Source organism: Undibacterium sp. Di26W, from assembly GCF_049340265.1.
GTDB lineage: Bacteria > Pseudomonadota > Gammaproteobacteria > Burkholderiales > Burkholderiaceae_D > Undibacterium.
This window is the reverse complement of record NZ_JBMPOR010000019.1, coordinates 17018-38808: the sequence shown is the minus strand read 5'-3', so window position 1 is coordinate 38808 and position 21791 is coordinate 17018. Positions and strand designations below refer to the sequence as shown.

Here is a 21791-nt window from a genome sequence, read left to right as displayed (position 1 = left end):
TGTTGGGTGCGTCGTTGGGTAGTAACGAGACAGATTCTATTTCTTTGCAAAAATCGGTACAATCACCGGCAATGCAAACCATCTTTGCGTTTTACGCAAACAAAAGCCCAGGTGCCCCATGTTTGATGCAATACAGATTTTTTTGGAAGTCCATGCGGCAGGAAGCCTGTCTGGTGTCGCTAAAAAGCGCAATGTGGCGGTGTCATCCATCTCTAGAAAGATCGATGCGCTGGAGGCAGAACTGGGCATTAAATTATTCCACCGCAGTTCAAGACGCTTGCTGCTGACTGATTCTGGCGAACAATTTTTGCCCAGGGCAAAAACCATCGCCGCCGAACTTGACGACGCCCGGCAAGCCATGTCTGCACTGAACGCCGACCCGCGCGGCTTGCTGACAGTGACCGCCCCGGCAGCCTTTGGCCGCCGTCACGTGGCACCGGCAGTCGCCAGTTTTTTAAACCGTTACCCTTTGATGGAAGTCGACCTGCATGTCAGCGACCAGATCGTTGACCTGTCCACCCAGCGGGTAGACGTTGCCATCCGTATCGGCGTATTACCGGATAGCGACCTGGTGGCAAGCACGCTGGCACCGCTGTACAGGCTGACCTGCGCCAGCCCCGCCTATCTGGCACGCCATGGCCGCCCTGCCGGCCCACAAGACCTGCTGCAGCACAACTGCCTGACCGTGGCCACACCACCCCTGCCCGCCGGCTGGTGGACCTATCCCGGCGTCAACAAGGAAATAACACTGCCAGTGCACGGCAGCCTGCGTTCTGACGATACCGAAACCCTGCTACTGGCCGCCCTTGCCAACATCGGCATCGTCCACCTGGCCAGTTGGATGGTGTGTGACTATATCGAATCCGGACAACTGATCTCACTCTTCCCCGGCACCAGTAGCATCCCCACCAAAATCCGCCCCGGCATCCACGCCGTCCGCATGCCCGGCCGCTCCCACGCCGCCAAAGCCCAACTCTTCATCACCCACCTGCGCAGTGCGTTTGGGGAGCCAGTGTATTGGGACAGGGTGTTGAGGGATTGAAGTGTAAAACATGTAAGAAAAGCTGTATAAATTGGCTGGAATGAATACAAATAGATGTATATTCGCTACCGAAAGCGATTTTTTCCACTAGAACTTTTTCGTTAATCGCTAACACAACATTGTCGCAGCCAAGACAAGAGCGTTTATGCTCATAGTAGATTTCAGCATCCGTTCGCCAATATTTGAAGCTAACACCCCAAAAACTATTTATGACCAGCAAACAAGTCAAACAACAATTACAGCAAGACCTCGCGCTCTGGCATGCCGATGGTTTGATTGAAAAATCTGCCTATGAACTCTTGTCCCAGCGCTATGAGGTAAGCCAGTTCGGCCTGGTCGGGGTGGTGAAGTATTGCGGCATTTTTGGCGGCTTTTGTGCTTTTCTTGGATTGATGGGCTTGATCAGTGTCATCTCGCAATCGGTGGCGTTAGCAGCGCTGATTGGCGCTGCTATCAGCATAGCGTTAACCTGGGGCGGTTTACGGCTGGCTGACGATGTGCAGCAGCGCTATGCAGCCTCGTCGAAGTTTATCGTCACCCTGGGTATAGCCTTGTGGGCCAGTGCGGTGGGGGGATTTTTGAGCGAAGTGCTGCATCTGGACCACAGTGTGGTGCTGATATTCACCGGATTGCTGACCATTCCGCTGGCTTTTTACCTTGCTTACCAGCGCCACAATACTTATTTGCTGATTCTGGCCTTGCTTGTGCTGTTTCACTGGGTAGGCTCGTGGTCGGCCATGTTTGGTCGTTCCAGTTATGCGCTGTCGATCCAGGACCCGAAAATGATGAGCGTGGTCGCCCTCATCGCCGTCGCCATAGGTTATGGGCATGAACGCATGGCCTACCCCGCCACGGGACGGTTTTATCAGGCCTGGCAGTCAGTCGGGCTGGTGTACCTGAACATGTCGCTGCTGATTTTATCGGTCTGGCATCACTATCAGGAAGAGACTGTCTTCTGGGTCTTTGCGTTCAGCATCGCTACCGTTGTGCAGATAGTGGCAGGTGCCCGTCTGCACACTGGTTTGTTGCGTGGCTTTGGCATCACTTTTTTCGGCATCAATCTGTTTACCCGTTTTCATGAGCATTTCTGGAACCAGCTTGATTTGGGTAGTTATCTGGCCGCTGGCGGGCTACTACTGCTAGTCACCGGTGCGTTGATGGAAGTCATTTCACGTAGTCTGAACCAGGCTGGCAACAGTGTTCAAAACACCGGCGGAGGTGCAGCATGAACCAGCGCAGCCTCAACCGTGCCGTGCACAATGAACTGGACGATCTGGTCGCACTCAAGATCATTGAGGTAAAACAAGTAGAGCAAATCAAACTGCGCTATCCGACCGAAGCATGGAATATGTTGGCGCTGGTACGCTCGTTCACGGTATTGGGTGTGCTGACCTGCGTGGCAGGCATACTCATTTTGCTGCGCGAACATATGAACTGGTGGCTGATGGGTGAGGCCACCCTGGCTGGCTCTTTTTTAGGTGGCCTGGCTTTGGCGCATTGGTTGAAGACCCATCGCAACATGCCCATCCTGGCCGAAGCGCTGGAACTGGCAAGCGGTATGGCCTTGCAGGGTCTGAGTATCGTGCTGGCCCTGCATCATTCCAGCGGCAGCAAAAACTGGCCTGCACTGGTGGGCGTCGATGCGGCCCTGCTGCTGGCACTGGCTTATGCGCTGGCCAATCGCCTGTTGTTATGGTATTCGCTGGCGCTGTTCTTTTTCTTCTGCGGTGCAGAAACAGGCTATATCTCTGGCTGGGGAGCATATTACCTGGGCATGACTTATCCGGCCCGTTTTCTAGCCATAGGGGCCGGGGTACTTTGCCTGGCTTGGGTGCATGTAGAATTTTTGCGCGGCCGCCTGGCACCGTTTGCGCGGGTATATTTTCATTATGGCTTGCTGTTGATCAATCTGTCGCTATGGTTTCTAAGTGTGTTTGGTTATTACGAGAACCAAGATGTACGCTGGGATGATACCGAGGGCGAACGCCTGGCGTTTTCGATCTTGTGGGCAGCGGTGGCCGGCGGCTCGGTGTGGGCAAGCGTGCATTTCAATCTGCAACTGTTGCGTGGCTACGCCTACACTTTCTTAATGATTAATTTATATACCTTCTACTTCCAGTTTCTGGTCAGTAAAAGTCCATCACTGTGGTTTATCCATTTATTGCTGGTGGGTGGCAGCCTGCTTGGTTTGGGCATCTATGTCGATGGGCAGCGCAAGAAAGAGCCCGCACAGAATGAGTAGTGTGCTTGCCCGCTAGCTAATTTTGGCTTGTCAGCAATTGTATCTGGCTGCATTAGTGATTTTTCTGTTCCTCAGCAGCAGCCAGTCACTGGCACGCTTGGCTGCTCGCATGCCGCCAATCTTGCGCATGTACATGTAGATTTAAAAATTAAAAGAAGCGGTAACAATGTTTATTCTCAGCACATTGCAACTACAACTAGAAGGCATTATTGAAAATTCGACTTCAAGCGACAAGGGACCACTTTTACTGACTTTCCTTGAACCATTTAACGAATTTGACCGCGAAGAAAGATGCGAAATACTATTTCGCGATATAGATCCTAATAATCGTGAACATTTTGGTGAATTGCTCAAAAAAGAGTTTTTCGAAGAAAAAGGATACAAGAATATTTCAGTCCCAAATAAGTGCCTTTTGTCGTTCGCATTAATTGAAGCGTTATGCAATCGGGATTTCAACTTCAAGTGGTTAGTACAAGAATCGAATGGAACGTTTGGCTTGCCATCAATATGGGATATAGAAAATTTCAGGCAATTGTTTGAAGAAATCTATAGACAGGCGTATAGCGCGTGGAAATTGGAACTGGCTGGTACTGGATTTACAATGCCTGAACCAAATGAGCTTGGTATCCGCCGTCGATAAAGAATGAAACCAAAAATCGTATTGCAATATATCCAGTCACTTATCAATATTTTCCTTTGACAGCCATACGATATGAATCCGGGAAAATCTCAATGAACAACGTCCCACACCATGCAGAAACTCCGGTAAATTTTGACCATGCATTGGCATCCCTGCAAACATGTCTATCTGCAAGCGGCTGGCCAGGAAAAATTGTCTGGCTGAATAAAACCCAATTTATCAAGCTACCAGCTGCAACAATTGGCTCGAAGGGGGACGAGCGGCTGATTTTGTATCGACCACCAATAGCAATGCAGGATGGCTTGGTCAGATCAGAATTCGATCATTCAAGGGCCAAGGACTGGATTGTGCGCTTGGAAGCACTGGGAAAGCTGGGCGACCAGCTTACGTATGCGTGTCTGAATTCCAGTGCTGAATCAGAACAAGGGGAAATGGGTATTGCGAACGGCGTCAAAGTCCTTGTCGCTGCATACTCTCCAAAAATCATCATTACACGTTCCAGATTGATCTGGCTCGCCATGCGATACTATCTTCGCAACTGGGAAGAACGGCGAGATCGGGCATTTTGTCGCTAATCCCATTTATCGAAGCCTATACGGAACTATCATTGCAAGGCGTAGTCATGCACACTTTACATTTTTTAGTGGATTGTAACAGTTGAAACAGAAGTGAAAGACGTCTGCCCGGCGAAATCACTGTGACTGGAATTGCATGCGACGACAAGGAAATCTTCTGCATCAACTTCTGCTGCAACATAAAAAATCAATGATTGATCCTTAGCGCTATCAATCCCCACGACTATGTATCGCCGCAATTTTCTGCAGATCCAGATCACGTTCCAGCGTATGCAGCATCTCGTCATTGAGTTGTCTGCTTCTATGCAGTTTCAACAGGGCTTCCCTGCCAGCAGCGATGGCTGCCAATATGATGTCGTAATGTGCGGCGTGGGCGTCTACCGGCAATTCGGGGGCGTTTCTATGCAGGTCCGAAATGCGGGCGCGGTATCCATATTGTTCCAGCAGGCGCGGGTGCAGCAGCTTGCCGTCGCTGTCATAGGCGCGCGCCTCTACGGCTGAAAACTGGGCGGCTTCCAGCAGGGCCCAGCATTGTGGCTCAGTCAGATAAGCATGTTCACCAAGCGCGTCTTTTTTCATTTTCAAAAGCGCGATAAGCCACCCTATGCTGGTACCTTGAATCAACACCGTGACCAGTATGACGACAAACGAGGTGACCAGAATGAAGTCGCGACCTGGCAGGGATGTTGGCAGAGCCAGTGCAGCTGCCAGCGTGACGACGCCACGCATGCCGGCCCAGCTTTTGATGATTGCGGCACGCCAGTCAAGCTGAAAGCCGCCTTTTTTAAAGAATGTTGCGATCAGTAACGTAGGTTGGGCTACGTCTCACCAGCCCAACACTTGGCCTAAATAAACGCATACGTTATTTAAACGCCGAGTGTTGGGCTGATGAGGCGTAGCCCAGCGAGGCCCGGCCCAACCTACTTTTTTGCGCTTTCACTTTAGCAGACAGCCATTACTTGGCATATTTCCAAAAACGCCCCTTACCCTCTGCAATCCAGGCTATCGCCTCTTCAATGCGCTTGTCGCGTGTTGCTTCAGTTTTTGCGTCACCAATCCAGAGCTTGTATTCCTTTTGAAAGGATGCCGACTGGCTCTCGAAAATTTTTGCGATCTTCGGATTGACCTGGAGTTTTTCGGCGAATGCTGCAGGCATTTCAACCTCTTTGGGCGTCTTGGATTCTCGCGCCGGGAGTTTCAGGCCTTGCTCATTGAGCAGCATTGATTCCTTGATCCAGGATTTAAGTTCCTTGTCTGACGGTAAATCAGCAATGGTAGTCAGCTTGCCCATAAAACGTTTCGCAGCCGGGACGCCAGCATTGGCCTTGAGACGCGCGTCCCCCATCAGTGCATCCTTATAGAACGTGAAGGAGCAGTGCTTCTTGTAAGCTGCGAAAATACACATCATGTCGCCTTGGTAGTCGAAATGTGGATTCCCCCATTTGAGCTCCTCAATCACCTCTGGGCAGGTTGCATGGATAAGGGCACGCAGGTGAGCGAGGATGGGTTTCGCAAAGTCTTCGACCGTTTCGGCATAAGCATCAAGCTTGGGATTGTGTTTTGGTGTGCGCATCGCAAGGGGTCTTTCAATGCTTAATTGAGGATCAAAAGTAGCTCGTCCAGACGTTCCAAAGTCGAAGTCAGCCCCTCTTTCATTCCCATGTTCATCACTTGCTGAAGCGCTTCAGCAGACGTGTAGGAAACGATCGTCTCTACCAGGGTATGCCTGGCACCATCAGAGAAGGTGACACTCCATTTGGCTCTGGGCAAATCAGGGTTCAGTGCACCGGTGTCATCGCAAAAGCCGTCAAGCGCGGTGTAATGATCGATAGCTTGGATAGTTTGATAGTCCGAACGGCCCCAGTATTCTGTCCCATTGGGTTCAACCATCGCGTAATGCCAATGCCCACCTTCACTGAAATCCATAAACTTGGTTTTCGTTGTTAAGGGCTTAGGAGCAAACCATCGATTAAGCAATTCACTTTTTGTGTAGCAGTCCCACACCATTTGTCGTTTGGCTGCAAATTCTCTTTTGATCGTGATGGTGTTTTTTTCCTTGTCAACAAGGAAGTCAAATTGAAGATCAGCTTTCATTTTCTTCACCTTTCAGGGTGGTTAATAAATTATCGAGATTGTTGTACCGGCTTTCCCAAACCGTGCGCTGCTGGTCGAACCATTTTTCGGCGGCAGTCAAATTTGCACGTCTTAGCTTGCAAGTTCGAACTCGTCCCACTTTCTCTGATGCAATGAGGCCGCTGCTTTCGAGAACCTTGATGTGCTTCAAGAACGTAGGCAAACCCAAACCGAATGGTTCTGCAAGCTCCTTGATCGATGCAGAGCCGCCGCCAAGCTTCGCAATCACTGCCCGCCTGGTAGGGTCGGCCAATGCGTGAAATACGTTATTGAGTGATGCAGAATAGTTTTCCATGTGGCGAACTATATCATGACAGTTTTCCATTTGGCAAACTATTTGAGAAATATTATTCTGACGGGCTTAGGCATCGTCCACCTGGCCAGCTGGATGAAATCGCTCGGTCTGGAATCGCATGCGACGGCGAAGAAATCTTCTGTCATGAGTTGTGCAGGTGGCGAGGTGGCCATGCAGCGGTGCCAATGACTGCCTTGCGCAAGTCCGAACACTCTCTCCGAACTAGCTACTTTGCCCTTCGAGCCTGGCCAACAAGGCTATGCAGGCTTCGTGGCCTTTGTCCTTGCCCATGCGCAGAAAATACTTTGCCTTTTCCACATCAAGCGGCCAGCTCTCGTCTTTTGTACCGTCACGGGCATAACGCTGGCCCAGTGCGTACATGGCCTTGTCGTTTCCCAATGAGGCGGACTGCACAAAATATGCTTCGCTACGCACGCAGTCACGCGGGCATCCGGGTCGCGTGCTATCCAGCATAAACGCCAGCGTACACAGGCTGCTGGCGTTACCACTTTGCGCTTCTGCTGCAAGATCCTCATAGAGCGTTTGCCAATAATACGCGCCGATATGACATGGCGGGGCGATAAATATATGCGCACGCTCTACGGCATCCATCTTTTTTGCCCAAGGCAGCCGGTTCATGATCAGCTTGAAATGGCTATCCGATATTTCCGCTTCGATGGCGATATCTTTTACCGCCCATTCAAACCCCGAAAAATCTGATTGCCGGGGATCGTTTAAAAATTCAATCGCTAAAGAAGTAAGGCTGCCTTGTATCAGCGCAGGTTCCATCTCTACAAAATACCAGTCAATGCGAATAATCTCTTCCGTCTCGCTGCGCCAAAAAGACATTTCCAGAGGACCGTTACGGTAACTGGCACCCGTGTGCACAGGCTGCTTTTTTAATTCTGAAAACAATTGGCTGAAGCTGGTATCCAGGATTTTTTCAGATGACAAGGTCGCCACGAATTGTTTGACCTTGCCACCGCATCCGTTTTCAATCGCCTCTACCAAGAACCCGAACGGGCTTTGCAAGAATTGCTTATTTTCTTTGGCCTGACGTTTTTTCTGTTTCTCGTCCGCCTTGGGATCAATCACCTGGCCTTCACAAAGCGGTACATAATCCTTGATGCTGACGATGCCGTCATGGCAAACCCATTTGGCTTTCCAGGTAAATCCCTGACCCGCTGCATTCAGCTCACTAATGCCCAGGCTATTCAGCCACAGCAAAAACAAACTACCGACATCCGTCCCCTGATCTGCACCATTGAATTTGACGGTCAGCTTTTTTTGTGAGCCAGAAACAAGCAGATAAGGGCGACTCTCTTCCAGCACGCCCAGCAATTTTTCCAGCATGCTGGCATCGATACCGATAGTTTCAGAATCAGGCCCAAAAGCCAGCGCGACTTGATCACCCAACGTCGCGCTATGCGCAGCAAAGGCAGATTCATTCACCAAAACGCGCAGGGCTGCGCTATCGTCTTCTTCCAGCGCATCCGCCATACGTGCCAGAAAACCGCGCACTTCTTTGTTGGCCGGAATGAATGACGCCTTGATGGAAAATTCTTCTGACATGTCAATTTATTGGATAGTGTTCTGGTGAATCAAAACCCCAGATTCAGTCTGCATGAAATCTTTGACCAGGGCAATAGGGTGTCGCAATAATCGAATGGACTGTAACAGTGAAAGCAAGCAGGCCTGAGTCAATTCATTAGGCCCTGATCAAAGTGCAGCACTACACTAGATCAACGCTGGCCTGATCAGCGCTATTGTTTGTGGTTAGCGTCGTAAAGCGTGCATCGTTAATATAACGTATGCATTACCTAGATTATTTCGGATGGCGCAAAATCAAAAACCCTATTTGAAGTTTTTGACGCCAGCGGCTACAATGAGGCGACACACACCAAATTCATGACACTTACCCCATCCCACAGAAAATCCATCATTTCCGCAGCTAACGCCAGTGTCAATCTCGAAGGATTTGAGATCAGCAGCACACTTGCCAGTCAATTCTTTGACTACGTCGCCGACAAGCTGTCACTCAGCGTCATCGCAAGTCAGGCAAATCTGCACTACAGCAAGATGTTATCTGCACCAAACCAAAACCGCAAACAGGCGCTAGCTCAGGCAGAAAGTGACTTTACGCGCATACGCATTGCACAAGTCATAGAAACTACTCAGTACCATCCCAGTGCAGTATCCGTCTTTGATGCAGAACATTTAAAGAACATCAATGCTAGCATTTTGCAGGATATGCCGATGTACCGGGGTGGGCTGTTGCGGCTGAACAAAAGCGAGCACATCCGTAGCCGAACTTGCAATGGCGGACAAGATAGCTATGTCGTTCACTATAAGAATAGTGGTGTCAATGCATCAGATATCAATCAGGCCATAGCTAAACTGGGAGATATCACCATGCTTCAATCGCAGCCAAGGACTGTGTTCGTCGATAAACTTGCCATGCTCTATGCAGACCTTGACTATATTCATGCATTCAATGAAGCGAATAGTCGCACACTCAGATTATTCACAAGCCAAATTGCCACAATGACGCACCATACATTAGACTGGTCAAAGGTATTTGACTATGAAAATCCTCGCGAGGTGTTATACCAGGCCAGAGACATCGCCGTCAGTAAGCGCAGCTTTCCTGCGCTCGATATCGCCAGCATGCGCGATGCCAGCCAATCAGAATTTGAAGCGTATGAAACACAAAAGAAATTGGCTAACGCGAAAACACTGGCGGCTGTCATGCATGAAATTATCTATTGATTACCTGTGCCAGGCAATGATGCTTAAGCCAGGCAAGGTATAGCGAATCATGGAGAAAACTTTGAATAGAAAAATATTATTTCTTGATTTCGACGGTGTACTTCATCCCGATGGCTATCCCCATTTTTCCAGGCTCGACTTATTCACCGCATGCTTATTACAAATGCCGGATATCGACATCGTAATCAGCTCTACCTGGCGATACGAAAAATCGCTGGCCGAGTTAAGGAATCTATTCCCGGCAGAATTGCGAGCAAGAATAATTGGCATGACACCGATATTGGATATTGGCCTTGACTTGCGTGGCAGGCAAAGAGAAATCGAATCGTTTCTGCAAACAAATACATCCAATCCTGTGTGGGCAGCTCTCGATGATATGCGAGAATTCTTCGATGATGGCTGCCCAAACTTGATATGGGTTGATCCAGAATTTGGTTTTAGCGAAGATGACGGGATGCGCTTAAAAAATTGGTATGACCAGGCTTAACGGGAGGAAAAACACCCATGAGTAAGCAAGAGAATTATCCATCCTAAACGCGCACAAAGAATTCTTGGATGCCACACCCCAGGATGTCAGTCTGGGGCCTGCAGCTGTATTCCTTGTTGACACTCCGATGCATTGCTTAATGTTAACGGGGGTAACGGGTGTTGACTGGGGGTGACGGGGATTGACAACAATCCATTAGTGCCCCGGTCATTTCAGGACTTTATCAACCTCTTTCTGAGACAACACGCCCGCATATTTCGGAATCCCATTTTTATCCAATTTGGCGACATGAATCGACCAGGTGATTTTATTGTCTGCAGAAAAAATCAACTCCAATGCCCAGCCTGTTTGTGATTCTTCGGTATGAAAGCCGTTGAAGACGAAATTACCCAAGCTGTAGAAAATTGGCTTGCCTTTGTAGATGTCAATATTTTGTGTCACATGCGGGTGGCCACCTACGACTGCATCTGCGCCCGCATCGATCATGATGCGCGCTAGTTCTTCCTGGTGTTTGGATGCATGCGGTTCATGTTCCCAGCCCCAGTGTGGATAGGTGATGACGATATCAGCACCCAGTTTTTCCCTGGCATTACGGATATCAAATGCGACCTGATCAGCATCGGCCCAGGCGACACCGGGTCTATCTTCCAGGGCTTCAAAGCTACGTGGAAAAAAATTGTCATAGCCTAATATGGCAATTTTGCGCCCGTTCTTTTCCACCACATACGGCGCATGCGCGGAATGCAGGTCGCGGCCGCCGCCAAAGTAGGGGATTTTTTCTTTTTCCAATAAACCCAGCATCGCCGCAAAACTGTCCGGGCCATAATCACCCGTATGATTATTCGCCAAAGACACGGCTGAGAAATGTGCTTTGACGGTTTTTAATACCCGTGGATGGGCTAAAAAAGTAAATGGCTTGTCTTCTTTTTTTCCATTTGTACCCACCACACATTCAAGATTGCCGAAGCTTAGGTCGGCTTGCTTGAATTGCTGTTGAAAAGCAGCAAACGGGTCTTTTCCCTGCTGTATCACTTTGCCTGGTAATTCGTCGAGCATTAAATCCCCGACAAACAGCATGCGTACATCCTGCTTTTGTGCATACACATTGCTGCACAAGCTTGCCATGCAAAGAAGGCCCAGGGACAGATGTTTTAGTGTGACTGTTAAGATTTTCATTGGGACGTCCCTGTTGCGCATACCGCTTTACAGCTAAAGCTGAGTTCACGTTCGAATTTATGGGAATACACACGCTGCAAGCCAAAACCATTTTTCTCTGCGTGGCAACTGGCTGTATTGATGCTGGATTCGCTGGCATGGATTAACACATAGCGATTCTTCGATTGATGATAGGTAAACGTCTTTAACTTGCTTTGCCCATTTTTTGGATCAAGTAATACCTGCGCACTGAAGCGGAAGCCCCCTTCCAGATCGTGGGTATCAAATGCAAATGGATCGCTGGTATTTTTTATGTTAAAACTGTTTTCTGTACCGGATACTTTGACTTCACAAAGTGCATCCTGAGCAAGAGCAGGAAAAGAACAGAAGAAAAGTACTGCGCAAATACCAGTACTTAGCAGCGTTAAACTGGGCGAAGGCTTTGACATGATTTCCTTTGTAAAATGCATCGGTGATGTACTGATCATCTGCGCGACAGCAGCTAATTGCGTGTGCCAGAAGTATAGCGGTTTAACGATCTTCTAAAAACCATCATGCCCCTTGGCCTTGTTACGTTGACGATTATTTGACACAGCCATCAACAATACCAGATAAATGCCCTCTTTCCGGAGTCAACCTAGTCATTTCAACAGTTGTAGGCAGAATGCAAGTACCAGCGGCAGCGATTACCAAAGTCAAGATTTCTAGAGAGGCATCATCAGGCAAATAAAGCGGTGAGGTTCAGGTATCTTCCCGCAAAAACTCCTCCAACAATTCCACCGCCAGTTGCCCCCAGCTCTTGCCAACACCTTTCAGATGGACGCTGACCACGATCTGGTCGGATACGTCGGTAACAGATTCTATTTCCATGATCTCGTTTTTACTGGTATCAATGACGCCGTTCATTGCATAAAACCGCGTAGCCGTGGTTAACCAGGATGCATAAGCAAACGCTTCATTGCTCCCACAAGGTATTGACACATACGACAGTAAAATGCCTTGCGCAGGATGCAGTCCGGCGTGGGTCAACAATTCAATTACCCACTTGTATTCTTTCTGACCTGGCTGCCTGTTACGAAACGCGTGTGCGGTATTCGCCATGCCTTGTTTAAGCAGGGCATTTTTCTGCTGCACATTCAATTGTCGCTGGCGCGCTGTAGAGGGTAATCCATCTACTGGTTTGCGGGGCGTTAACTGGGGACTCCCCACATCTCGCGGCCCATTACTCGCTGCACCCCCTCCCCGTTCATCCTTCACTGTCGCCGCATTCAGCAAGGCCGAAACATTTATCTTTGCCATCTGGATATTCTCGGCAATATCTTCCGTGTAGCCTTCCCGCGCCAGAAAAACAATGGCACCCAGAATTCTTTCTCTTTGGGTCGCTTCTTCATCGGCCAGGGTTTTCTCATAGCGCATCAATTGCGCCAACAATGCACTGGCCTGCTGACCGTCAAATTTCCGTATCAGTTCGGCTTCCCTGTCCTGAGTTGTTAGTCCATATTGCTGCTCTGGTCGTGTCATGTAAGTAGGACTCATTTAATAAATAATGCCGCACGGCAATAGCCTTGCAGGCAGTCTGGACTGCGTTTATAGTGCTGGCTTATCAGCATAGGCATAGCGCCACCAGAGCGCATGAAAATTATCAAGGGAAGCCATGTCCGTCACACCTCAAATCAAAGTTTATCAAGACGATATCACACCTTTTTTGCAGCGCCTGCCTGCATTTCTTTTGTTCCCTTTCCGGCCTGCGCCCTTGTTCATGATGGCTGGCTTATCCGCCGTCAGCGTGGTGACGGTGTTCACGTCTGGCCTGTTCCGTGGCGTGCTGATGCTGTTCTTTTTACGCTATGCGTATGCTGTGATGGAAATGGCGGCCATGGGCAAGCTGGACCCCAAATGGGATGACATTACGGTATTTGGCAACAAGGACAAGCGCCCTTACAAGCAGAACCTGGTGTTTCTTCTGTACTTTGTACTGGTGTTTATCACGGCCAGTTATGCGATACGGGTCGATACCCCCAAAGATGCACCGGCAGTGTCGGCAAGCGCAGCATCGCCGACAACGACAACATCATTGACAACATCAAGGGCAAGCACGTTACCTGGCCAGGCAGAACAGCGACACAATACCCAGGGTGATGAGGATGACGACGCTGAAACACCGCAGGCGACTGGCCAGTATGATATGAATGCCACCAAGGCCGATGATGCCACGTCACGCAAGATCGCCATGCAGGAACAGGCCCTCACGTATGGCACCACCAATACCGTCACCGAAGAAGCTCCCCGCGATATCCCTGGCAGAAAATGGGATCGTTTTCTGGACCGGGATGTGCATTTTGCCAAATGGTTTTACGTGCTTGCGGTGCTGTTTGCCATACCGATACCAGCCGCAGTGATGGTGCTGGCGCTTGAGGACGATACCTTGCGCGCACTGAACCCGCTCACGTCCCTGTTCTTCATTCGCGCCATGGGCATGTCGTATTTTATCGTGTGGGCGCTCTTCGGGCTGGCCATGCTGGCCATTGCAAGTGTGCGCCACCTGCTACCGGCGGGCTTGTCACCGTTTGCCAGTATACCGCTGGTCACGTTTATCAATTTTTACCTGATCCTGGCCACGTATTCGATGATGGGCTATGTGCTGTACCAGTACCACCAGCAACTGGGCATGGCCGTCGAGGTGGATTTTGATGCACAGCGCACACACGAAGAGGCCAGTGCAGCACCGGTGTCATCCGACCCCTTCATGCAGCGTATTGATGCGCTGTTATTGAAGGGGGAAGTGGATGCCGCCATCCGCCTGCTGGAAGATGAAATGCGCTATGACCGCAATCACCTCGGCATGAATGAAAGGTTGTACCTGTTATTGCAACGCAAGGATGATGCAAAACGCATCCTGGATCAGGGGCGGCGCTATATGCTGGCGCTGAGCCAAGCCAGCTACCATGAAAAAGCCCTGCATCTGCTGGAAGACCTGAAACAACGCGACCCGGCCTTTGACATCCAGGCAGACCATGTATTGCAAATGGCAGGCACCGCCTTTGCGGCGCGTGATTTTAAAGGAGCGATGACCCTGATACAGGGTTTCGATAAAAAATACCCCGGCCATGCAGATATACCGGCGGTGTACATGCTGGCAGCACGCCTGTCTGGCGACCAATTCCGCAAATATGCACAAGCCATCAGCATACTGAACGTGATCTTGCAGCGGTATCCGGATGCCGCTGCAGCTAAAGACGCTGCCAGCTATCTTGAAACCATGCAGAAAGCGATGACGGCGCAGGCAGCGGCAACTACAACAGCCGGCGCATCGTCATCAAAAACATCCTGATCAGCGGCTGATCACATACAAAAAAACAGAGGTCATCACTGGCCTCTGTTTTTGTTTGTATGCTGGTATTTTGAAGCTCACGCCAGCAAGCTTGAAATAGAATTTTTCTTTTTAATCTTCGACGATTCTTTGAATCGCCCCCAAGCTTAATCGTATTCAAGAACATGCAATCCAGATTTTTCTGCTAATCGTAAAACTGGTTCAGCTCTTTGGCGGTCGTTAAAATATAGGTGATGGGTGTCGTCCCACGATGCCATATAGAGACAATCAAAATCAGGAAAAATAAGAAATTGAAATGGACTGTTGGACATTTTAGATCAGCATTGCGTCAGATGGCCAGCTTTGTCGGTATATTGCTTGATGACCAGCTTCTCTTTGTGCGGCCATTGTCCACGGTAACGAACTGTGAACACCTCGGCAGCATCAAACAAGGCAGCCCAATGTGACAGAAATTTTTTATTCCGGTTTTCTTGTTCAATCACATCTATGTTATCCAATAGATGATATTCGTTCTCGCAAGTTATCCAGTGGTCAAAAACAGAGATGGCAGCGCGCCCCATTTCGCCGTGATCGATGTTTTCTTTCACATTCTGCAAAAATGGGAATTGCAGCTTGATGCTGTTTTCTACGTCGGAGCTGACTTTGGATAATTTTTTCACAGTGTGTATATCGTTCAATGAACAGTCTTAAGTAGCAAAGGACTTGTTAGATGAATTCCAACGAATATACTAATATTCAAGTGAAATTTTTTCGTATCTTGTTTTATTTCGAGACGCAACATGCGTGCGATTGCGCTGCGCTAATCGCACCTACCTGACCTATTTTATTATATGGCGGTATATCGAAACTCAAGCCAGCAAGGCCGAAATAAAATCCTTCTTGTCACTCTTCACCACTTCCTTGAATTGCAGTGCTGATTCAACATGGTGCAAGTGATGCACCATCAGTTCCACAGCTTTTTCTACATCCCCGGCTTTGGCGGCGCGGATAAATTCTACATGTTCATCGGATGAGCAACTGGCGTCGCGGCTGGATTGGTATAGCATGGTGATGAGCGAACTGCGGCCCGCCAGCTTCATCAGGATATCGGTCAGCACCTGATTGCCCACGGTCTTTGCCAGCAGGATATGAAAATCGCTGAGCAGGGTTGAACGTTCCTGCACGTTGTTGTCGATGATGGCCTGGCGTTCCTGGATCAGGTGCTGCTCTATGCTGGCGTAATCTTCTGCGGTGGCTTTGGCGATAAATTCGCGCACCAGTGCGGCTTCCAGTATGCGGCGGACGGAAAATATTTCATGCGCTTCCTGCTCGCTGGGCTTGCTGACAAAGGCACCTTTTTCTGGCACCAGGTCAATCAGCTTGTCTTTGGCCAGCATGACCAGGGCAGCACGGATCTTGGTGCGGCTGACGGAATACATGCGCGCCAGGGCCTCTTCGCGCAGCTTGGTGCCGGGCGGCAGCCTTTGCTCGGCAATGGCGGTGGTGATATCGCTGGCAATGGCTTCAGAACTGTCTGCCTGGTCTGAATGGGTCGTTGCTGTCATATTATTTACCTGTTACTGCATGAAGAGTCAGGCCGGAATTGTAACCCTATACGCAAAACGCCCAAAGATTTCCATCCATGGGCGTTATTTTTATTTCACATACATTGACTTAGCTCAGTCAGTCAATGAAAACAACATCATGCTACTGCCAGTTCTGCTTGACTGGCAGCCAGATCATAACTGGCAATCGCTGCCGTGTCGCCATTCAACACTGCATGGGCGCGGGTTTTGTCGATGTCTTTTTCCCACGTTGCCACCACCACGGTTGCAACGCAGTTACCGATCAGGTTGCCCAGCGCACGGGCAATGCCGATAAACCAGTCCACTGACAACACCAGCACCAGGCCCACCACCGGTATCGCCGGTATGGCGGACAAGGTGGCGGCCAGGATCACTATCGCCGAGCCTGGTACGCCATGCGCACCTTTGGAGGTCACCAGGGCAATCGCCAGTATCGCCAGCAAATCAGACAACGCCAGCGGGGTATTGGTGGCCTGGGCAATAAATACCGCTGCCAGTGTCAGGTAAATCGAAAAGGCATCCAGGTTGAAGGAATAGCCGGTAGGTATCACCAGGCCCACCGTGGTGTCCTTGATGCCCATGTATTCCAGCTTTTTCATGACCTGTGGCAAAACAGAATCAGACGAAGCCGTTGCCAGCACCACCAGCAATTCTTCACGCAGGTATTTGATGAACTTGAAGATATTGAAGCCGGCAGCTTTCAATATGCCACCCAGAATGCCGAATACAAAAATGATAACGGCCCCATAAAACAGGATCACCAGGAAGCCCAGTTGCTTCAATGAACCCACCCCATATTTGCCCACGGTAAAGGCAATTGCACCAAATACACCCAAAGGGGCCAGCTTGATGATGAAGGACATGCACTTGAAAAACACTTCCGACAAGCTGCTGATCAGGTTGGCGATGGGACGGGCTTTTTCACCCACCAGTGACAGCGCACAGCCAAAGATCAGCGAAAACAGCAATACCTGCAACACATCGCCCGACGTGAAGGCACTGACCACTGTGGTCGGGATCAGTTTCATCACAAATTCGGCGAACCCGGCGCTTTTAACCTTATTGGCATTGTCGACATAGGTACTCAGGGTGCTGGCATCAAGCGAGGCAGGGACGATGTTCATGCCCTCACCCGGATGAAATATAAACGCCAGCGCCAGGCCCAATACCAGTGCAACGGTGGTGACCACTTCAAAGTACACCAGGGCTTTCAGGCCGACCCGCCCTACTTTCTTGAGTTCGCCTGCACCATAAATGCCATGCACGACCACGCAAAAGACGATCATGGGGATAATCATCTTGATCAGCTTGATAAAACCATCGCCTATGGGTTTCAGGCTGACGCCAAAACTGGGATACAAGACGCCGATTAGTATCCCCAGTACCAGTGCAATAAGCACCTGGCCGAATAGTGATTTGTATACACGCTGCACGATTACCTCCTGATAAGGGTTAGCACTACTATGGTTGGTATTAATGATTGGCAATACAGTGACTGTACGAAGTGAGCTGACTGCAACTCCTTGATAAATAACAGAAAAACGGGATAGATCTCACCGTCAAGCCAACTTGTCAGGAAGCGATCTGAAACCCAATATACTGCATCCAATTATTGTATGCAATAAATGAATTCAATAGTAGAATCCAAAAAAACACAAAAAAAATGGCATCATCCTGATCGGGCCCGTAAGCAAGCGATAAGCAATACGTCACAAACCTGGCCAGGACATCCGCAAGCCACTATGAAGCTTGTAAGTAGCACCTAAGCAGCACCTGAGTTGCACCTAAGTTGCACCTAAAAAGAAGGAGACCAGCATGTCGAGCAAGATGCATTCCTACGCAGATTGTGGCGCGCAAATCATGAGCAGGGCTGATGTATTGGCGCAACATACTGAAACGCCGGACATGTTGACGCGCACTTACCTGAGCCCGTCACACCACAGTGCCGCCGCCCAGTTGGCCGAATGGATGTGCGCCGCTGGCATGCGCGTGCGGCGCGACGTCGCCGGTAATGTCATAGGCCGTTATGAAGGCCTGGAGCCAGATGCCCCCGCCCTGCTGACCGGCTCGCACTTTGATACCGTGCGCAATGCCGGCAAATATGACGGCAACCTGGGCATCCTGCTGCCGCTGGCCTGCATCGCGCAATGGCATGTCGCTGGCAGGCGCTTTCCGTTTGCGATAGAGGTCATCGGTTTTGCGGAAGAAGAAGGCGTGCGCTTCAAGGCCACCCTGCTTGGCAGCCGCGCCGCCGCCGGCACTTTCGACATGGCTGTGCTGGACAATCTGGATGACAACGGCCTCAGCATGCGTGAGGTGATGACGGCTTCCGGCTTTCACCCGGCCGGGCTGGCCAGGGCTGCATATGACCCGGCGCAGGTACTGGCCTTTGTCGAAGTGCATATAGAACAAGGCCCGGTCTTGCTGAATGAAGACCTGGCACTGGGTGTGGTCACCGCCATTTCAGGTGCCACCCGCTATATGGTGGAAGTGGAAGGCCTGGCAGGACACGCAGGCACCGCCCCCATGGGCATGCGCCGCGATGCCGCCATGGCAGCAGCAGAAACCGGCCTGTATATAGAACAGCGCTGCCAGGACATCCCTGGCCTGGTCGGCACGGTCGGCCTGTTCCAGGTACCGAATGGTGCCGCCAATGTGGTGCCGGGCAAGGCGGTATTTTCTGTCGACATTCGCGCTGAACAAGATGCCATACGTGAACAGGCGGTGGCCGATGTGCTGGCGCAGATAGAGCGCATAGCCGCAAGACGCAAGGTGCAGTTCAATCTGCGTAAAACCCATGAAGCCCGCAGCGTACCTTGTGCACCATGGCTGCAACAACAGCTTGCACAGTCGATTGCCCATTGCGACCAGCGCCTGCGCTACCTGCCTTCAGGTGCCGGGCATGATGCCATGGCGATGGCAGCACTGTGCGATGTTGCCATGCTGTTTGTACGTTGTGGCAATGGTGGTATCAGCCATCACCCGGATGAAATCATGACGACAGAAGACGCCACACTCGCCGCACAAGCCTTTAGCCATTTTGTTGAACACTTTGTATTGAACCGTTAACGTCGAGGCGTGAACCATAACACGCCCAATCATACTCACCAAGATCACTAAGAAAGCTCTCCACCCATGAACCACTACCAACAACTCGACGCCTGGATCGATAGCCACTTTGATGAACAGGTCAGCTTCCTGCAAGAACTGGTACGCGTGCCCACCGATACCCCACCCGGCAACAATGCCCCGCATGCAGACCGCACTGCCGATCTGTTGCAGCACATGGGTATCACCGCAGAAAAACACGCCGTCCCCGACAATGAAGTCCAAGCCGCTGGCCTGCAAAGCATCACCAACCTGCTGGTACGCCGCGTGTATGGCCCCGGCAAGACGATCTTGCTGAATGCCCATGGTGATGTAGTGCCCCCCGGCGAAGGCTGGACCAAGGCCCCGTATGGTGGCGAAATAGAAAACGGCCATATCTATGGTCGTGCCACGGCTGTCAGCAAATCTGACTTTTCTACCTACACCTTTGCCCTGCGCGCACTGGAAGCCGTCGCCAAACCTAAAACTGGCACGCTGGAATTGTTATTTACCTATGATGAAGAATTTGGTGGTGAAGTCGGCCCCGGCTGGATGTTGAAGCATAATCTGATCAAGCCAGACCTGATGATAGCCGCCGGTTTCTCTTACCAGGTCATCACCGCCCATAATGGTTGCCTGCAGATGGAAGTGACGGTGCATGGCAAGATGGCACATGCGGCAATCCCGGATTCTGGTGTGGATGCCCTGCAGGCTGCCGTCAAGATCCTGAATGCCCTGTATGCGCAAAACACGCTGTATAAACAAATTACCTCGAAAGTGGAAGGGATTACCCACCCTTATCTGAATGTGGGCACGATAGAAGGCGGCACCAATACCAATGTCATCCCTGGACGTGTCACTTTCAAGCTGGACCGCCGCATGATCCCGGAAGAAAATCCGGCAGAAGTCGAAGCCACCCTGCGCCAGCTGATCAATGACACTGCCACCAGCCTGCCCGGCATCAGCGTCGATATCAAACGCCTGCTGCTGGCCAATTCCATGCGCCCCCTGCCTGGCAATACACCTTTGGTGGATGCCATACAAAAGCATGGTGAAACCGTATTTGGTGAAGCGATACCGGCATTGGGCACGCCTTTGTATACCGATGTGCGACTGTTTTCAGAAGTGGGTATTCCTGGTGTCATCTATGGTGCGGGGCCACGCACGGTGCTGGAATCGCATGCCAAGCGGGCTGATGAAAGATTGAACCTGGAGGATTTGAGGAAGGCGACCAAGGTGGTGGCGCGCAGTTTGCAAGATCTGCTGCAAGACCGGCTGCAATAAAAATAACAAAACCACACATGGAATTTTTCTGTTTCATCCTCTAACATGAAGACGCATTCAAAGCTGTTTTTATCGTGAGTATTTTTTGAAAGATCGCTATGAATAAGAAAACTCTTTTACAGTTCTGCACAATGGCCATGCTGGCCGCCACTGCCAGCAGCCAGGCTCAGGCCCAGGCTGACAACAAGATTGTCCTCAACTACAATGTGCGCCCACCGTATATCGTCGAAGAGCCTGACGGTTCTGCATCCGGCTTGACGGCAGGCCCGGCAGCCAACGCCTTCAAAACAGCCGGCGTCGCCTTCACCTGGGCCAAGGCGGCCCCCAATCGGCAACTGGCCATGGTGCAGGAAAACACGCAAAAAACCTGTGCCATAGGCTGGTATAAAACCGAAGAACGCGAGGGCTTTGCCAAGTTCAGCAAGGCCCTGTACCGCGACAAACCCACTGTCATGATCGTCAGCAGCGGCTCCAAGATCAAGGACAATGCCAAGCTGGAAGAAATATTGACCACGCCCGGTATCAAGGTGCTGATCAAGGAAAAATTTTCATATGGCCATCATATCGATGCCGCACTGGCCAAGCTCAAACCCCAGACCGTGGTCTCCAACGGCACCAACACCCAAATGCTGCAACTGATCGCCGCCAAATCCGCCGACCTGATGTTCGCCGCACCTGAAGAAGCCAATTACCTGATTGAGCAATCCAATATGGCCAAGGACAAGTTCAGCCTGTTCAAGGCGAGTGACATGCCGGATGGAGGGGAAAGGTATCTTATTTGCAGCAAGAATGTGCCGGATGAGGTGATGGCGAAATTGAATAAGGGGATCAGTTTTAAATAGAGGTTTCCTGCATATTCATGGCGGTCATTGTGAGGCGGTCAAACTTCTATCGATAAACGGCGATCATAGTATCGTCGCTCCAGCGTAGGCTGGAACCCAGCGGCGTTCGTTGCATGCTTATGTCATTTGTAAAGCGATTGCCCTTCGTGGAACCAAGCCGGGTCTCGGCCCGGCTTGGTCCCACGAAGGGCATTCGTTTCAATCAAAGTACGGCATGCAGCGACGTAAACATGATTGCCGCGCATCGGCCGAAACCCATCCCCTCCCTAACCCTCTCCTTGAAGGAGAGGGAATTTCAATCAACAGAACTGGCAGATAATTGAACTGCGCATGTTGCCTCCTGT

23 protein-coding genes are annotated in these 21791 nt (G+C 50.6%); 12 read left to right on the top strand and 11 right to left on the bottom strand.

Features of this window, described 5'->3' with window-relative positions; genetic code table 11:
• Nucleotides 1-118: 118 nt before the first annotated feature.
• From ACO0LM_RS20020 to ACO0LM_RS20000, 5 genes are all read left to right on the top strand, one after another.
• Complete coding sequence (locus ACO0LM_RS20020; protein WP_423039239.1) at nt 119-1042, top strand: LysR family transcriptional regulator; 924 nt, start codon at nt 119-121, stop codon at nt 1040-1042.
• A 209-nt stretch (nt 1043-1251) separates the two neighbouring features.
• The gene (locus ACO0LM_RS20015) at nt 1252-2271 is read left to right on the top strand and encodes a hypothetical protein (protein WP_423039237.1); all 1020 of its coding nucleotides are present in this window, start codon (nt 1252-1254) and stop codon (nt 2269-2271) included.
• Complete coding sequence (locus ACO0LM_RS20010; protein WP_423039235.1) at nt 2268-3284, top strand: hypothetical protein; 1017 nt, start codon at nt 2268-2270, stop codon at nt 3282-3284. The genes ACO0LM_RS20015 and ACO0LM_RS20010 overlap by 4 nt, the downstream gene beginning before the upstream one ends.
• Nucleotides 3285-3450: 166 nt before the next feature.
• A complete protein-coding gene (locus ACO0LM_RS20005; RefSeq protein ID WP_423039233.1) occupies nt 3451-3924 on the top strand; it encodes a hypothetical protein in 474 nt (157 codons plus the stop codon).
• Nucleotides 3925-4016: 92 nt separating this feature from the next.
• Entirely contained in the window at nt 4017-4499 is a 483-nt protein-coding gene (locus ACO0LM_RS20000; protein WP_423039231.1) for a hypothetical protein, read from the top strand.
• A gap of 210 nt (nt 4500-4709) precedes the next feature.
• Here ACO0LM_RS20000 and ACO0LM_RS19995 read toward each other — a convergent pair whose 3' ends face one another.
• From ACO0LM_RS19995 to ACO0LM_RS19980, 4 genes are all read right to left on the bottom strand, one after another.
• Complete coding sequence (locus ACO0LM_RS19995) at nt 4710-5300, bottom strand: cation:proton antiporter (RefSeq protein WP_423039380.1); 591 nt, start codon at nt 5298-5300, stop codon at nt 4710-4712.
• A gap of 154 nt (nt 5301-5454) precedes the next feature.
• Nucleotides 5455-6072 (bottom strand): YdeI/OmpD-associated family protein, encoded by a 618-nt coding sequence (locus tag ACO0LM_RS19990; protein ID WP_423039229.1) that lies wholly within the window; start codon nt 6070-6072, stop codon nt 5455-5457.
• A 20-nt stretch (nt 6073-6092) separates the two neighbouring features.
• Nucleotides 6093-6593, bottom strand: a complete 501-nt coding sequence (locus ACO0LM_RS19985) for an SRPBCC family protein (protein WP_423039227.1) — start codon at nt 6591-6593, stop codon at nt 6093-6095.
• Nucleotides 6583-6927 carry an ArsR/SmtB family transcription factor gene (locus ACO0LM_RS19980; protein ID WP_423039225.1) on the bottom strand — a complete coding sequence of 115 codons (345 nt, stop codon included), beginning with the start codon at nt 6925-6927 and terminating at the stop codon, nt 6583-6585. Before ACO0LM_RS19980 ends, ACO0LM_RS19985 begins: the two co-directional genes overlap by 11 nt.
• 42 nt (nt 6928-6969) lie before the next feature.
• On the opposite strand from ACO0LM_RS19980, the gene ACO0LM_RS19975 reads away from it, so the two are divergent.
• Nucleotides 6970-7116 carry a hypothetical protein gene (locus tag ACO0LM_RS19975; RefSeq protein ID WP_423039223.1) on the top strand — a complete coding sequence of 49 codons (147 nt, stop codon included), beginning with the start codon at nt 6970-6972 and terminating at the stop codon, nt 7114-7116.
• 33 nt (nt 7117-7149) lie between these two features.
• On the opposite strand, the gene ACO0LM_RS19970 is transcribed toward ACO0LM_RS19975, so the two are convergent.
• Nucleotides 7150-8499 carry a tetratricopeptide repeat protein gene (locus ACO0LM_RS19970; RefSeq protein WP_423039221.1) on the bottom strand — a complete coding sequence of 450 codons (1350 nt, stop codon included), beginning with the start codon at nt 8497-8499 and terminating at the stop codon, nt 7150-7152.
• Between the two features lie 507 nt (nt 8500-9006).
• On the opposite strand from ACO0LM_RS19970, the gene ACO0LM_RS19965 reads away from it, so the two are divergent.
• Nucleotides 9007-9696 carry a Fic family protein gene (locus ACO0LM_RS19965; RefSeq protein ID WP_423039219.1) on the top strand — a complete coding sequence of 230 codons (690 nt, stop codon included), beginning with the start codon at nt 9007-9009 and terminating at the stop codon, nt 9694-9696.
• 49 nt (nt 9697-9745) lie between these two features.
• Entirely contained in the window at nt 9746-10183 is a 438-nt protein-coding gene (locus tag ACO0LM_RS19960; protein ID WP_423039217.1) for an HAD domain-containing protein, read from the top strand.
• A gap of 207 nt (nt 10184-10390) precedes the next feature.
• Here ACO0LM_RS19960 and ACO0LM_RS19955 read toward each other — a convergent pair whose 3' ends face one another.
• The 3 genes from ACO0LM_RS19955 to ACO0LM_RS19945 form a co-directional block, all read right to left on the bottom strand.
• The gene (locus ACO0LM_RS19955) at nt 10391-11359 is read right to left on the bottom strand and encodes a CapA family protein (RefSeq protein ID WP_423039215.1); all 969 of its coding nucleotides are present in this window, start codon (nt 11357-11359) and stop codon (nt 10391-10393) included.
• Nucleotides 11356-11787 (bottom strand): hypothetical protein, encoded by a 432-nt coding sequence (locus ACO0LM_RS19950; RefSeq protein WP_423039213.1) that lies wholly within the window; start codon nt 11785-11787, stop codon nt 11356-11358. Before ACO0LM_RS19950 ends, ACO0LM_RS19955 begins: the two co-directional genes overlap by 4 nt.
• 292 nt (nt 11788-12079) lie before the next feature.
• On the bottom strand, nt 12080-12859 hold the full coding sequence (locus tag ACO0LM_RS19945) for a hypothetical protein (protein ID WP_423039211.1): 780 nt from the start codon (nt 12857-12859) through the stop codon (nt 12080-12082).
• Between the two features lie 133 nt (nt 12860-12992).
• Here ACO0LM_RS19945 and ACO0LM_RS19940 point away from each other — a divergent pair, with 133 nt between their 5' ends.
• Nucleotides 12993-14669: a tetratricopeptide repeat protein gene (locus ACO0LM_RS19940; protein WP_423039209.1), complete on the top strand. Its 1677-nt coding sequence runs from the start codon at nt 12993-12995 to the stop codon at nt 14667-14669.
• A 317-nt stretch (nt 14670-14986) separates the two neighbouring features.
• Here ACO0LM_RS19940 and ACO0LM_RS19935 read toward each other — a convergent pair whose 3' ends face one another.
• The 3 genes from ACO0LM_RS19935 to ACO0LM_RS19925 all read right to left on the bottom strand — a co-directional run bounded on the left by ACO0LM_RS19935 (nt 14987) and on the right by ACO0LM_RS19925 (nt 17667).
• Nucleotides 14987-15328: a hypothetical protein gene (locus ACO0LM_RS19935; RefSeq protein WP_423039207.1), complete on the bottom strand. Its 342-nt coding sequence runs from the start codon at nt 15326-15328 to the stop codon at nt 14987-14989.
• 189 nt (nt 15329-15517) lie between these two features.
• On the bottom strand, nt 15518-16213 hold the full coding sequence (locus ACO0LM_RS19930) for a GntR family transcriptional regulator (RefSeq protein ID WP_423039205.1): 696 nt from the start codon (nt 16211-16213) through the stop codon (nt 15518-15520).
• 137 nt (nt 16214-16350) lie between these two features.
• Nucleotides 16351-17667 carry a C4-dicarboxylate transporter DctA gene (locus ACO0LM_RS19925; protein ID WP_423039203.1) on the bottom strand — a complete coding sequence of 439 codons (1317 nt, stop codon included), beginning with the start codon at nt 17665-17667 and terminating at the stop codon, nt 16351-16353.
• 382 nt (nt 17668-18049) lie between these two features.
• On the opposite strand from ACO0LM_RS19925, the gene ACO0LM_RS19920 reads away from it, so the two are divergent.
• The 3 genes from ACO0LM_RS19920 (at nt 18050) to ACO0LM_RS19910 (ending at nt 21447) form a co-directional block, all read left to right on the top strand.
• Nucleotides 18050-19303 carry an allantoate amidohydrolase gene (locus ACO0LM_RS19920; protein ID WP_423039201.1) on the top strand — a complete coding sequence of 418 codons (1254 nt, stop codon included), beginning with the start codon at nt 18050-18052 and terminating at the stop codon, nt 19301-19303.
• A 66-nt stretch (nt 19304-19369) separates the two neighbouring features.
• Complete coding sequence (locus tag ACO0LM_RS19915; RefSeq protein WP_423039199.1) at nt 19370-20605, top strand: M20 family metallopeptidase; 1236 nt, start codon at nt 19370-19372, stop codon at nt 20603-20605.
• A gap of 98 nt (nt 20606-20703) precedes the next feature.
• Nucleotides 20704-21447: a transporter substrate-binding domain-containing protein gene (locus ACO0LM_RS19910; protein WP_423039197.1), complete on the top strand. Its 744-nt coding sequence runs from the start codon at nt 20704-20706 to the stop codon at nt 21445-21447.
• The last annotated feature ends 344 nt before the right edge of the window (nt 21448-21791 follow it).

Excerpts from the sequence above, each read along its gene's own strand:
- ACO0LM_RS20020 (WP_423039239.1), top strand. The coding sequence starts at position 119 with ATGTTTGATGCAATACAGATTTTTTTGGAAGTCCATGCGGCAGGAAGC.
- ACO0LM_RS20015 (WP_423039237.1), top strand. The coding sequence starts at position 1,252 with ATGACCAGCAAACAAGTCAAACAACAATTACAGCAAGACCTCGCGCTC.
- ACO0LM_RS20010 (WP_423039235.1), top strand. The coding sequence starts at position 2,268 with ATGAACCAGCGCAGCCTCAACCGTGCCGTGCACAATGAACTGGACGAT.
- ACO0LM_RS20005 (WP_423039233.1), top strand. The coding sequence starts at position 3,451 with ATGTTTATTCTCAGCACATTGCAACTACAACTAGAAGGCATTATTGAA.
- ACO0LM_RS20000 (WP_423039231.1), top strand. The coding sequence starts at position 4,017 with ATGAACAACGTCCCACACCATGCAGAAACTCCGGTAAATTTTGACCAT.
- ACO0LM_RS19990 (WP_423039229.1), bottom strand. The coding sequence starts at position 6,072 with ATGCGCACACCAAAACACAATCCCAAGCTTGATGCTTATGCCGAAACG.
- ACO0LM_RS19985 (WP_423039227.1), bottom strand. The coding sequence starts at position 6,593 with ATGAAAGCTGATCTTCAATTTGACTTCCTTGTTGACAAGGAAAAAAAC.
- ACO0LM_RS19980 (WP_423039225.1), bottom strand. The coding sequence starts at position 6,927 with ATGGAAAACTATTCTGCATCACTCAATAACGTATTTCACGCATTGGCC.
- ACO0LM_RS19970 (WP_423039221.1), bottom strand. The coding sequence starts at position 8,499 with ATGTCAGAAGAATTTTCCATCAAGGCGTCATTCATTCCGGCCAACAAA.
- ACO0LM_RS19965 (WP_423039219.1), top strand. The coding sequence starts at position 9,007 with ATGTTATCTGCACCAAACCAAAACCGCAAACAGGCGCTAGCTCAGGCA.
- ACO0LM_RS19960 (WP_423039217.1), top strand. The coding sequence starts at position 9,746 with ATGGAGAAAACTTTGAATAGAAAAATATTATTTCTTGATTTCGACGGT.
- ACO0LM_RS19955 (WP_423039215.1), bottom strand. The coding sequence starts at position 11,359 with ATGAAAATCTTAACAGTCACACTAAAACATCTGTCCCTGGGCCTTCTT.
- ACO0LM_RS19950 (WP_423039213.1), bottom strand. The coding sequence starts at position 11,787 with ATGTCAAAGCCTTCGCCCAGTTTAACGCTGCTAAGTACTGGTATTTGC.
- ACO0LM_RS19945 (WP_423039211.1), bottom strand. The coding sequence starts at position 12,859 with ATGACACGACCAGAGCAGCAATATGGACTAACAACTCAGGACAGGGAA.
- ACO0LM_RS19940 (WP_423039209.1), top strand. The coding sequence starts at position 12,993 with ATGTCCGTCACACCTCAAATCAAAGTTTATCAAGACGATATCACACCT.
- ACO0LM_RS19930 (WP_423039205.1), bottom strand. The coding sequence starts at position 16,213 with ATGACAGCAACGACCCATTCAGACCAGGCAGACAGTTCTGAAGCCATT.
- ACO0LM_RS19920 (WP_423039201.1), top strand. The coding sequence starts at position 18,050 with ATGTCGAGCAAGATGCATTCCTACGCAGATTGTGGCGCGCAAATCATG.
- ACO0LM_RS19915 (WP_423039199.1), top strand. The coding sequence starts at position 19,370 with ATGAACCACTACCAACAACTCGACGCCTGGATCGATAGCCACTTTGAT.
- ACO0LM_RS19910 (WP_423039197.1), top strand. The coding sequence starts at position 20,704 with ATGAATAAGAAAACTCTTTTACAGTTCTGCACAATGGCCATGCTGGCC.